This window comes from Allomesorhizobium camelthorni, assembly GCF_011045125.1.
Lineage (GTDB): Bacteria > Pseudomonadota > Alphaproteobacteria > Rhizobiales > Rhizobiaceae > Allomesorhizobium > Allomesorhizobium camelthorni.
In genome coordinates, this window is record NZ_JAAKZF010000049.1 from 1 (window position 1) to 12,148 (window position 12,148).

At 59.7% G+C, this 12,148-nt stretch carries 8 protein-coding genes; all 8 read right to left on the reverse strand.

The features are described 5' to 3' along the window. Positions 1 to 1,465 (reverse strand): pectate lyase (locus tag G6N73_RS24775; RefSeq protein ID WP_206079066.1); only part of this gene is annotated, 1,465 nt, incomplete at its 3' end. Between the two features lie 213 nt (positions 1,466 to 1,678). Beyond that, positions 1,679 to 3,115 (reverse strand): pectate lyase, encoded by a 1,437-nt coding sequence (locus G6N73_RS24780; protein ID WP_165032498.1) that lies wholly within the window; start codon positions 3,113 to 3,115, stop codon positions 1,679 to 1,681. 22 nt (positions 3,116 to 3,137) lie between these two features. Next, entirely contained in the window at positions 3,138 to 5,288 is a 2,151-nt protein-coding gene (locus tag G6N73_RS24785; RefSeq protein ID WP_165032500.1) for a nucleoside-diphosphate sugar epimerase/dehydratase, read from the reverse strand. A gap of 233 nt (positions 5,289 to 5,521) precedes the next feature. Continuing rightward, a complete protein-coding gene (locus tag G6N73_RS24790) occupies positions 5,522 to 6,385 on the reverse strand; it encodes a sulfotransferase family protein (RefSeq protein ID WP_165032502.1) in 864 nt (287 codons plus the stop codon). A gap of 15 nt (positions 6,386 to 6,400) precedes the next feature. After that, positions 6,401 to 7,630: a glycosyltransferase family 4 protein gene (locus tag G6N73_RS24795; RefSeq protein WP_165032504.1), complete on the reverse strand. Its 1,230-nt coding sequence runs from the start codon at positions 7,628 to 7,630 to the stop codon at positions 6,401 to 6,403. Continuing rightward, positions 7,627 to 9,609 carry a sulfate adenylyltransferase subunit CysN gene (gene cysN / locus G6N73_RS24800; protein ID WP_165032507.1) on the reverse strand — a complete coding sequence of 661 codons (1,983 nt, stop codon included), beginning with the start codon at positions 9,607 to 9,609 and terminating at the stop codon, positions 7,627 to 7,629. Before cysN ends, G6N73_RS24795 begins: the two co-directional genes overlap by 4 nt. Further along, on the reverse strand, positions 9,609 to 10,613 hold the full coding sequence (gene cysD, locus G6N73_RS24805) for a sulfate adenylyltransferase subunit CysD (protein ID WP_165032509.1): 1,005 nt from the start codon (positions 10,611 to 10,613) through the stop codon (positions 9,609 to 9,611). The genes cysN and cysD overlap by 1 nt, the downstream gene beginning before the upstream one ends. Next, positions 10,614 to 12,059 carry a lipopolysaccharide biosynthesis protein gene (locus G6N73_RS24810; RefSeq protein WP_165032511.1) on the reverse strand — a complete coding sequence of 482 codons (1,446 nt, stop codon included), beginning with the start codon at positions 12,057 to 12,059 and terminating at the stop codon, positions 10,614 to 10,616. Between the last annotated feature and the right edge of the window lie 89 nt (positions 12,060 to 12,148).

Sequence of the window (12,148 nt, forward strand, 5' to 3'; positions counted from 1 at the left end):
AGACATCGCCGGCGAGTTCGTGAGTGAACTCCTCGAAATTGGTCCAGCCGTCCCCGTCCTTGTCGGCCGCGCCGTCGTGAGGGTTGGCCGGATCCAGGCCGAAGCGTCGCTCCCATCCGTCTTCGATCCCGTCTCCATCGCTATCGGGATAAGCTTCTCCGCCCTCAAGATCGGGCCAGCCGCCAACTTCTTCCGGATCAGATTTGAGCAGCTTTCCCGACCTGTCGCGGACTTGCCTCACCAGGCGCTCATCGACGGAGTCGCGCTTCGGCTTCGTCGCGCCCGCATTCTGGAGCACCTCGAAATAGGCATTCTCCGGCGAAGTGGTACGGACAGTCGGCGCCACGAATGGTTCGGTTGTGACATAATGTCGAAACTTAGGAGGCAGGACCGCAGCTTCGGGCTGAAGACGGTCGGTGCGATAAGTTTCGTCGTAGTTGTCTCGAAGATAGACGGAAAATCCTTTTCCGCTTTCCTCCATGATGTAGACGAGACGATCGCTCGTCCTTTTCTTACCCGCAATCTTGTAGTTGCCGACGATGTTCGCGTTGATTTTCGCCCACTCGTCGCCAAGGGTGATTACGTATTGCCATAGGGGAGAAAAAAGGACGTTGTTCACAACATCGACGACCGCTCCCGGCTCGGCCATCTTGATCTGGGGGTTGCGGAACTGCCCATCCACAAAGAGGCTGTGATGCACGGTGATGTTTCCGCCCTTCGTGAAAAGCGCGTTCCGGGCCCGGTTTCTTTTGCCTGGTCCCCCGTTGAGAAGCGGCTCTCCGACCAAAGCCCACTGCAGCGTGAAGTTTGTGGCGTCTTCCGAGTCGATCGTTTCGTCGGATCCCCAACTAAAGGAGATATGATCCAACATCACATTGGTCGCGGCTTTCGTGTAGAGACCGAGCGCTCCCGAACAGCAGGCTTTGACTGCGTGGGGGCCGGGGCGAATCCGGAGATGACGGATAATCACGTCGTTCGTCTCGATGGAGATCGAGGGACGGATTTGTTCGTCGCTGTTTCGGATTGCGATGCCGCCCCCCGGCGCGGTTTCTCCGGCTATGGTGATGAAGGGGTTGCGGATGACCAATGCGGCATCGTCCAAGGTGATCGTGCCGGCGACGCGGAAGACACAATTTCGAGGGCCTTTAGCCTCAATGCACTCCCTCAAGGTGCCAGGTCCGGATTCTTCTGTGCTGGTCACGTAAAAGACACGCCCACCCCTGCCGCCAACGGCTGCGGCGCCGAACCCCTCAGCTGTAGGAAAAGCACGTTGGCGGCCATCAGGAAGCTTCGGCGACTTGTTGTCGCCCCCTGCGTCCTGCTGCCCGACGGCATCGATTCCGTCGGCGACCGAACGTGTGAAGCGGCTGGAAGCCGCCGAAACGCCTGCCTCCGTGATCGGCGACGCCAGCAGCGTGATTGAAGCGGCTAAACCGACACCGAGAAGATCTCGAAGCTTGAACATGGAAGGGTATGCTTTCCCTTGCTCTTCGACTCACATCCGACGGCTCGGAGATGGTACCCAGTTGACCAATCCGGAAAATAGAAGGCGCTGTTTTCACGCGCAAGACTGGCCATGAGGAGAAGGTGTTTAGGCCGTTTGTTCATAAGAACTACAGGACACCTTCGCTCTCGCCTCGACGGGGTCGATCGACATGTCCGGGGCGAGATCTCGCCGCTACTCCTCGTCTGGCATAGACGCGAAGCGCGCAAGAGTGAATACGGCATCAACGAAGCGCTGGCCGTCGATCCATTTGCCGTCGACCCAGCGCCCCTCGGCATCCTGGCTTTCGATTAACTGCTGCACCTTCAGCTCGATCTCGTCGCGACTGAGTTCGTCGGCCGAACTGACCCAGAAATCCGGACCCGGCGCGACTTCCTCAGGATTCTCAAGCCTCATGCGGTCGAGAAGCGTTTGAATGTTGAACGTGCCCTTCATTCCATAGTGGCTCAGCAAGTCCCGATCTTCGTAGGTCACCTTGTAGTTGTTATCGACGTAAAGTGGTCGGTCGGTGTTGAGCTCGTAAAACCGGGCCCATGTCCCATCTGGCAGCCGCGAACTTTTCAGCCACTCCGCCGCGGAAGTCGCAGTTTCCAGATATTGCGCCTTGTTGGTCTCCTCATACAGTTCGAGCAGGTATTCGATGCTGCCGGCGGTTTCGCTGGAAGCGAGGCTTGGCGGCTCGAACTTCCGACCCCAGACCGGTTGTAGTGTGCGGTCATATACTTGTGCCCAGCCTTGCTGAGGCCGAGGCAACTGGGCCGCAACAAGAAAGTCGCCGATCCTCATCGCGGTCCGCAAATACTGGGGCCGATGGTACGCTTGATAGGCATTGAGGAAAAGCCGGCCCGTATCTCGCTGAAGATGGTCATTGACCACGAAATAAGGCGGCGCGTCCGGTTTCACCCAATCACGAGGCCAATCCGGAGGTATGCTCGCGCGTGTCGCCGTCTTCTTGTCGGCGCCAGGAGCCTTGTCGGAGAAGGAAAACGGAAACGCACCGTTGCCATACTGTACCTTCATCAGTCGGCTCAGAGCGAATTCGATGCTCTCGCGGACCTCAGGATCGCTCGCCGTGCTCGCCTTGTCGAACCACATGAGGAAATTGAGCACGCTTTGGGTATTGTTGTCGTCAAGCTGAGTCTTGTTGGAAGGTGGGTTGCCCTTCTTTTCCTCACATGAATTGCCCTTGGCTCCGCCCGAGCGGTAGCACCACTCCGTCATCTTTCCCGGATCCGTCTCGACGGATTTGAACCAGCCGCCTGAAGCAAGCTGTGTCCGGAGAAGCGCCCTCGCAACCGTATGAGCGGCGTCAAGCCACTGCTTGTCGCCGTTCACCTCATAGATACGCAAAAAGGCAGCCCCGACCGCGGGCGTTCCTGGCGGCTGAACCCATCCTACGCTACCGCCGACCGTGCCTCCTTCACCTCGCCTCACGTTGCCGTCGACTGAATATTGCCAGACGTAGGTCCCGTCGATTCCGAGATGGTTTCTGAAATAGGAGCCCGCGCGTTCCATGGCGGCGATGGGCTGATCGGCGGAAGCCTTATCCGCCGCTTGAGCAAAGCCGCCTGCGAGCAAAACGGCCAAGCCAGCGAGGATGGGTTTGAGCATTTCTCTCGTCCTTCGCAGCGGATCAAGCTGCCGCCTGGTAACCTCGGGGCTTGGCGCTTGTTGGCATGGCAAGCGACGGCGGCTTCGCCGATTGCCTCCGGTAGCTCGGCAGTATCTGAGCGAGAAGCTCGACCAGCCCGTCCAGATCACCAGACTTCGCGTGGCGGCGCAATTGGACGAAGGCTCGCTGCAGTCGGGAAAGCGGTACGGGATGAGGGATCGCGCCGAGAACACCTGGCACTGGCGAGTTCACACGCCGCTCGTCGTCGTCGAACAGTTCCTCGAACAGCTTCTCGCCGGGCCGGCAGCCGACTATGTCGATCTTGATGTCCTCGTCAGGCACATAGCCCGCGAGTTTGATCATACGACGGGCCATGTCGATGATCTTGATCGGCTCGCCCATGTCGAGAACGAAGATTTCGCCCTGGCCAACCTGCTTTTCGAGTCCGTAAGCCGATGCCTGAAGCGTGAGTTCGACTGCCTCGCGAATCGTCATGAAGAAGCGTGTCATCTCGGGATGGGTTACGGTCAACGGACCACCGCGGGCGAGTTGGCGCTTGAAAAGGGGGATCAGCGATCCGCTCGATCCCAGTACATTGCCGAAACGCACAGTCATGAAGCGGACGGGGTTTTCGGCGGAAGCGGACACGAGATCGAGTGCTTGGCAATACAGTTCCGCCAAACGCTTGGTTGCGCCCATGATGCTCGTTGCGTTCACCGCTTTGTCCGTGGAGATTTGGACCATCGCCTTCGCTCCGCACCGGCGCGTCGCGTCGGCAACGTTCATCGTGCCAAGAACATTGGTCAACACACCTTCGCACGGGTTGAGTTCGACCATCGGCACGTGCTTGAGCGCCGCGGCGTGGAACACGAGCTCGGGACGGTGCCGGTCGAAGATCTCCAACAGCCGTGCCGCATCGCGCACATCGCAGAGATAGGCCTTGCGCGCGAGGTTGGGAAATTTCTCGCCCAACTCCAGATCGATGGCGTAGATATTGTACTCGCAGTGGTCTATCGCCACCAGCTCGGAGGGGCCGAGAGCTGCCAGTTGCAGACTTAATTCGCTGCCGATTGAGCCGCCTGCCCCGGTTACGAGGACTCGGCGACACTCGATCATCCGCCGAAGAGCGTCGCGGTCGAGAGCAGCCTGCGGCCTCTCCAGGAGGTCCGTTAACTCAATGGGGCGGAGTTCGAACCGACTCTCCGACTTGGGATTGCGCAGTTCCAGAACAGGCGCGGGTCGCGAGATGGCCATACCCAAGCGGTCGGCGCAGTTAATCAGTTCCTCGAAGCCCGACTCCGCAAAGCCTGAGGCACCCTCCGTGAGGATCAGATGGCGCGGCCTGGCCCCCCTATAGTCCAGGTCCCTAACCACGGCCTCGAAGTCGCCGATACTGCCAAGAACCGGCACTCCCCTGAGATAGAAGCCTTCCGGCGCGGTTCCGTTGTCGAGAATGCCGACCGGCCAGTAGCGGGCCGTGGGATCGCGTTGCAGCGCGCAGAGGTAAAGGTCAGCCGCGTCACCGGTGCCTATCAGCAGCACGGGAAGCTTGTCTCCCTGTTCCTCCGGCGTCGTGAGCAAGGGCGGCGCCAGGTGCAACATCGCGCGATACTGAGGGCGGAGCCGCAACGCAATCATAAGCGGCGCCAAGATCAAGGCTTGGATCACCATCACGGAGCGCGGCACAGAGAATAACCGTGCAACAAAAATACAGAACACAAAGACGAGCGAAGCGACGCAAACAACCCGGACGATGCCGAAAAGATCGGCCACCGAGGCATGGCGCCAATTGCGGCTATAGAGGGGGCTCAGCGGAAAAATTGCCGCGCAGACCAGAACAAATCCGGGCACCGTGAACAGCAGGAAACGGAAGCTTTCAGGCCCCGCGACCTGGCCGTCCAAACCTAACCGCACCATCGTAGCGAGAAGGACCGCCAGGGCCGACATCATGAGATCATCAAGAAAAAGATTCCTACTCTTGCTGACCGCTTTGACGCGGCCGATCAGGCGCCGGCGCAGATAGGCGTATACCTCCCCCCGCTGAAGGGCTGGCAGATCGCGCATGCAGTCGGGTCCGCTGAGCAGCCTCCCGAGCGCAATCGCCGCATAGAGGGGCACAGCGTGAAAGCCGAGCGAGGCACCCGTTCTCAAGGGCTGTTCGATCTGGCTCATCTCATCACCTCGGTTTAGGTCGTCACCGGCTCGCCGTAGCGCACGAGGTCGCACGCCGGCGGCGCCAAAGACCGTCGGTCTGGCAGCACAGCGTGCATGCCGCCAAGAATTACACTTCATTTTTCCAAATTTTGTCGGGCCAGCGCGAGGACCAGCCTTCATCCGTCTTCCTATTGAAGAAGGTTTTCCCGGATCAAAGCAATACCATCATTCAGCCTCTATTTTGCTAGTACCTAGGAATAGTTTGCAGCATGAGCTAGACCATCTAAAGGGGTAGGATGGAGCCAATACGACAGGTCTCGTTTCAGCATCTTTTCTAGTCGACCGACATCGTCCGCGTAGAAGTCGATTAGTTGCGAGCGCACGTCCTGAGTGAGTGGCGGGTATGAGATCTCGCGAGCGAGCCCGCTCCAAAAAGCGGCAAAAACCGGGTTGGCGCGGAACGGGCGCAGGAGTGGCTTCAAGGGCTTGATCGCCTTACGCAGGCGTGGGCCGATCATTGGCTCGCTGCGGTCCTTGACCTTCTTTGCGACGACCGCCTGCGGCGCATCCGCATGAAGACCCAGGAACTCCCGAACCTGTTTGATCTGGACATCGGGGTGGGCGATCATGTCTTCGAACAGGAGTACGAGCATCTGGCTTTCGGGAAAACGCTCGCGATACTGCTGCAATTGCTCGTAGTAGCATCCGCCGACGAGAAAACGGTTTTTGACGTTCCCCCGGGAACTGAGATGGGCGCGGATGTCCCCGCCGACTTCACCACGGCGGTAGAGCATGCAGTAGTCGGAGTAGGCGCGCTCGACCGGGTTGCGGAGTTGCACAATCAGTTTGGCGTGTGGGAGCAGCATCTTCACCCGCTCCGCCGCGGCTGGAGTGTCGAGGTACGAGTTCGATTTTTCGCCGACGACCCTCTTGCCTTCCGTTCTGGGGAACTGGTCGAAATACCAGTCGTGGCCTCGATCATAGAAGCGGCTGAAATAGTGCAGTTCGGGATCGGGCATGGAAATCGCCGGATCTGCTTGTAGCGTCTGTTGAAGCCATGTGGTCGCGCTCTTGGCGGCGCCGATGATGAGAAAGTTGACGTCTGTCGCCTGCATGAACATTGACCTCCCTCAATATGCTTCCCCAGGCATGCGTTCGGATAGTTTTGCGTCTACGCGAGTTCTGAAGCGCTGCCGGAGAGCCCTGTCGTATACCCTCTCGACCTGTTCGGCGTGATGCGCGGAGCTAAATGCAGAGTGGACGTGAACCGCTGCCGTTCGGCTGATGCGCATCCAGGTTCCCGGATCGGCCAAGAGCCGCGCGATCGGCTCGACGAAGGCTTCGGCATTTTCAGGCTCGACCAGAATGCCAGTATGGTCATTCTGGATCGCCTCCGGATTGCCGCCGTGGCGCGTCGCCACCACAGGCGTGCCCAGAAACATCGCTTCGATCAATGTCCGGCCGAAAGGTTCCCCCATCGCAGGAACCAGAAGAATATCGGTTGCCGCCAGATAAGGCTCGATGGGACTGCGAAACCCCATGAAGCGGACCGTTTCGCCCAAGCCCAGCGACGCGGCTCGAGCCCTCATCGCTGGCTCTAGATCGATGCGTCCCGCCGGCGAGACGCCGAACACACAGCCCACAGCTGGAATATCTGGGTGCTGGTTACGGAAGCGGGCGAGGATTTCAAGGAAAAGGAACGGGCGTTTTCGTTCGACAAGATTAGCGACGAAACTCAGCACAGGGGTCCCGGGGGCGACGCCAAGGAGTGCTGCCAGCTCGGCCTTCGCCTTTTCGCGGTCAGGGATTACTGCAGGCTTATCGAATGGGCTGTGGATCACGCTGAGCCGGCTTTCGAGCGACCTTATGGGCCGACGCGGACGGGCGAAGCGCGATACTGTGATCATTTGGTCGGCGATCAGCGGCGCCAGCCAGTTGGCGCCCATCGCATCGGGATCACCACGGTGGTGCCATACCACCCTGGCGCCCGCCAGCCGCGCGGCAACGCCCCAATTCACATGCGTTTTAGCATCGTTGGTGTGCACGATTTCGAAACGCCCTTCCCGAATGAAGCGGCGAATATTGGGAAGGGTACGCGTGATAAAGGCGCCGAGGCTTAGCGCACGCCTCCGGCCCGGCAGGAGGATTTCGCCGGCGTCGAAACTGACGAACGGCTGACCCTGCTCCCTCAGAAAGGCCGCGAGCGGGCCGCCGGAGTCCTGAAGTACGACAACAGGCCTGATCCGGCGGGGATCCAGATTTTGGATGAGTTTCAACGCCGAAATGTGACTTCCACCCAGCTGTCCTCCCGTGAAAGGAAAACAAACTCGAGGCGGGTCTATTGGAACCGGCTCTGTCATTGCTTCGAACCGGCTTCGTCCGAGAGATATCCGGCATTGCTGAGAAAGCCAACCACTCTCTCCGCAGCTTCCTCCGCGGTCATTTCGGCCGTGATCTTGATGTCCGGGCTTTCCGGCTCCTCATAGGGACTATGAATGCCTGTGAAGTTTTGGATGAGGCCCTGCCTGGCGCGTTTGTAAAGGCCTTTCGGATCTCGGCTTTCAGCGATTGCAAGCGGCGTGCTGACATGAACTTCGACGAATTCCCCGGGCTCGAGCGACTCACGCACCGCTGTGCGCTCGGCACGAAACGGCGAAATCAGGCAAGCGATCACGATCAGGCCCGCGTCCACCATGAGCTTGGCCGCTTCGCCGGTGCGGCGGACATTTTCCACGCGGTCGGCGTCGGTGAAGCCCAGATCCTTGTTGAGCCCGTGGCGAAGATTGTCACCATCGAGCATGTATGTGTGGTGGCCCAAGGCTGCGAGCCGCCGCTCAACCACGTTGGCAATGGTCGACTTGCCTGCGCCTGACAGGCCTGTGAACCAGAGGACTGCTGGCTTTTGGCCTTTCATGCTTGCGCGCTGCTTCTTGCTTACTTCGAGCGCCTGCCAGTGAATGTTGGCTGCTCGCCTCAAGCCGTGCTCTATTACGCCAGCGCCCACCGTTTGGTTTGTCACCCGGTCAATCAAGATGAATGCACCGCCCGTGCGGCTTAAGCCGTAGGGCTCAAAAGCAACCGGCTGCTGGGTTGCCATATTGACCAAGCCAATCTCGTTCAGCGCCAGCGTTTTGGCTGCAAGTTTGCTGAAGCTGTCGACGTCGATCCTGTGCTTGATGTCCGTAACGCTCGCACCTACCGTGCGGGCGGCGATCTTGATCAGGTAGACACGGCTTGGAATCAGCGGCTCGTCATTCATCCATATCAGGTGGGCCGTGAACTGGTCGGCAACTTCGGGTCGATTGTCGGCCGCGGCCAGCACATCGCCGCGCGAGACATCGATCTCGTCGGCAAGCGTCAAAGTCACCGCTTCACCCGCGACCGCGCACGGCAGTTCACCGTCTGCAGTAACAACCGCCTTGACTGTCGAAGTGCGGCCCGAGCCCGCCACGACAATCGGGTCCCCCGGCTTTACTGTGCCGCTTGAGATCGTGCCCGAAAAACCACGGAAATCCATGTTAGGTCGATTGACCCATTGCACCGGCATGCGGAACGGACGAATGGCGGGACCGCGAGTAACATCGACAGTCTCCAGATGCTCAATCAGAGCCGGGCCGCGATACCAGTGCATGGCTTCGCCCCGGGCCGCAACGTTTTCGCCTAAACGCGCGGAGATCGGAATCGGGATGAGACTCTCGAAACCCAGCTCGGCCGAAAACGCGCGGTACTCTTCGACGATGCGGTCGAAAATTGCTTGGGAATAGCCGATCAGGTCCATTTTGTTGACGGCAAGCACCACATGTCGGATGCCAAGCAGCGACACGATGAAGGAATGCCGGCGGGTCTGATTGAGTACGCCTTTACGCGCGTCGATCAGGACAACAGCGAGGTCCGCGTTGGATGCGCCGGTGGCCATGTTGCGCGTATATTGTTCATGTCCCGGCGTATCGGCGACGATGAACTTGCGCTTGTCTGTGGAAAAGAACCGATACGCAACATCGATAGTGATTTTCTGCTCGCGCTCGGCTTCAAGTCCGTCCACCAAAAGGGCAAAGTCGATACTTTTTCCGTTTGTGCCGTGGCGGCGCGATACATCCTCGAGATCGGCGAGTTGATCCGCCATCAGGAGTTGGGTGTCGTAGAGGAGCCGGCCAATCAGCGTCGACTTGCCGTCGTCAACCGAACCGCAGGTCAGGAAACACAGCAGATCTTTATGCCGGGGCGCAGATATATCGGCGAGCGACGCGAGCTTCGCAGCGTTTTGGGAGCTCTCGAGGTGTTCCTTTCGGGCCCGCTCGTGATGCGCCTCCTGGCGCAGTGCTTGCACTTCTTCCAGCATCAGAAATAGCCCTCGCGCTTCTTCTTTTCCATCGAGCCCGCCTCGTCGTGATCTATCAGCCGCCCCGATCGCTCGGACGTGCGGGCGAGCGCCATCTCCCTCACTATGGCTGGCAGGTCGGCCGCACTCGACTCCACTGCCGCCGTCAGCGGATAACAGCCCAGCGTCCGGAACCGGACGGTGCGCATCTCCGGCATCTCGCCCGGATCGAGCGGCAGGCGATCGTCGTCGACCACGATCCACCGACCGTTGCGGCGCACGACGGGTCGGGGAGCAGCGAAGTAGAGCGAGGGGATCGGGATCTGCTCCTCCTCTATGTATTGCCAGATGTCGAGTTCGGTCCAATTGGACAGCGGAAAGACACGGATCGACTCGGATTTCTTGATCCGCGTGTTGTAAAGGTTCCAGAGTTCGGGACGCTGGTTCTTCGGATCCCAGCCGTGGTTCTCGGTCCGGAAGGAGAAGACACGCTCTTTCGCGCGGCTCTTCTCTTCGTCGCGCCGCGCACCACCAAAGGCAGCATCGAAGCGGCCCGCAGTAAGGGCTTGTTTGAGCGCGTCCGTCTTCATGATGTTGGTGTAGGTGGAGGAGCCGTGGGTGAAGGGCGTGATGCCTGCGCGAAGCCCCTCCTGATTGGTGTGGACGATCAACTCCATCCCCGCCTCGCGCGCGGCAGCGTCGCGAAAGCTGATCATCTCGCGAAACTTCCAGGTCGTATCGATGTGGAGCAATGGGAAGGGTGGGCGCGATGGATAAAAAGCCTTGCGCGCCAGATGCAGCATTACAGCCGAGTCCTTGCCGATAGAGTAAAGCATCACGGGAGAACTGAACTCGGCCGCCACCTCGCGCATGATGAAAATTGCCTCGGACTCGAGACGGCGGAGATGGGAAAGCCCTCTCCGATGAGCATTCACCGCGTCCAATCGGATCAAAGGAGCGTCACCGGCCGGGTGATGCCCCGGAGGACGAACGGAGGAAAAGTTGCCTGCAGCGTTTGACAGCATCTAGATCCCCTTTGAAACGGCAAGGTCGCAAGCAAGCGCCGAGGCCGATCCCTCACGCGAGAGTCCGGCTGCCTTGATCGTCTGACGAAACAAAATGCTGAGTCCGACCACCCAAATGATGCCCAGCACGATATGGGCGATACTGCCTCCCATCGGGCCGATCTCAGGGATCAGAAGAACCGCAGTCACATGGAACGCCATTGTCGCGACAATCACGATGCGGAGCACCTCCCGCTGGCGGCCCATGCCGAGCAGCGCGGCCCGCGCCGCCGATCCGGAAATCACCAGCGCGACAGCCACCATCTGCACCACCGCCAGATTGGCCGCGCCAATAAACTCCCGGCCGGCCGTCCAAACTATCAGGGGGTCGATCATCACGAAGAGAATAAGGATTGCGGCGATGCCGAAGGCGAGGAGAACCAGCTCGGTATGCAGCACCACACGCTTTAGTTCATCGATGCGACCACTCGCCCAGATGCGGACGACATCGGGATAAAGCACTGCCTGAGCCTGCACGCCAACTTGTTGGCCAAATCGACCGAAGCGCTTTGCGATATGATACAGGCCGGCGGCCGCAGGGTCCGCAAGCGCCCCCACCAGCAGCGTATCGACCTCCTGCGTGCTCATCCGCAGCGTGAGCGAAAGGTTGGATGACCAGGCGAAATTCCATAACCCCGGAAAGCGGGCGGTGACCCCTTTCATCGGAGCCCGGAGAACTCCGCGCACGCCCTGCTGGCGCAGCGTCCGGATCGCAAGGATGAACCTCGTCGCCGACCCGAGGATCTGGGTGACGCCCCAAACCAGCGCGAAATAAATCAATCCCGCGCCCAGCATGAAGCCGATCCAACACAGCGCCACACGCAGCAAGGTGGTGACAAGCTGGCCATAGGCAAGGAGTCGGAATTTGCCGGCCATTCGCAGCACGGCGGTCGACATGCCCGAGATCTGGAAAAGCAGCACGGTCGAGTAAAGCATCAGCAGCCGCACGGTTTCCTCGGACCAGCCGAGAAACCATGCCGCTCCAAACACGAGAGTGAGCGCGACCACCCAGGCGCACAAGGCTGAGCCGATGTCGAGCAAGAGGCCGAACTTGAGAATCGCACGAAGATCGTCGCGCTGCTCCGGCTTCGTCAGGCTGGCGCCGTATTTGATGATGGGTTGCCACGACTGGAAACTCACTATGCGCTCAATCACGCGTGTGAACGTCAACACGAGGGCCAACTGTCCATACGACTCCAGGCCAAGGGCGCGGGCGGAAAGCGCGAAGGCGACCAGGCCCAACAGAGAGCCCAGAACGTTGCCAGTCAGGAGATGCGCAATGTTGGCCAGGCGCAATCGATGCCCGCCTTCATGCCGAAAGGCTTGGCCCACGCTTTGGATAGCCTGTTTTATACTGCCCGACTTCACCGCAAACCCGTATCTGACAGCATTGTTTCCAACCGCCATGGCATGAGATCGAACCGCGATGTTGGGCGGTTGGGGATGCCCCGGCAATCCGCTTGTTCGGGTCCCAGCGGCACCAATAAGGCTGATGT

Coding starts and splice junctions, on each gene's coding strand:
- G6N73_RS24790 (WP_165032502.1), bottom strand. CDS start 6,385: ATGCAGGCGACAGACGTCAACTTTCTCATCATCGGCGCCGCCAAGAGC.
- cysN (WP_165032507.1), bottom strand. CDS start 9,609: ATGCTGGAAGAAGTGCAAGCACTGCGCCAGGAGGCGCATCACGAGCGG.
- G6N73_RS24785 (WP_165032500.1), bottom strand. CDS start 5,288: ATGAGCCAGATCGAACAGCCCTTGAGAACGGGTGCCTCGCTCGGCTTT.
- cysD (WP_165032509.1), bottom strand. CDS start 10,613: ATGCTGTCAAACGCTGCAGGCAACTTTTCCTCCGTTCGTCCTCCGGGG.
- G6N73_RS24795 (WP_165032504.1), bottom strand. CDS start 7,630: ATGACAGAGCCGGTTCCAATAGACCCGCCTCGAGTTTGTTTTCCTTTC.
- G6N73_RS24780 (WP_165032498.1), bottom strand. CDS start 3,115: ATGCTCAAACCCATCCTCGCTGGCTTGGCCGTTTTGCTCGCAGGCGGC.
- G6N73_RS24810 (WP_165032511.1), bottom strand. CDS start 12,059: ATGGCGGTTGGAAACAATGCTGTCAGATACGGGTTTGCGGTGAAGTCG.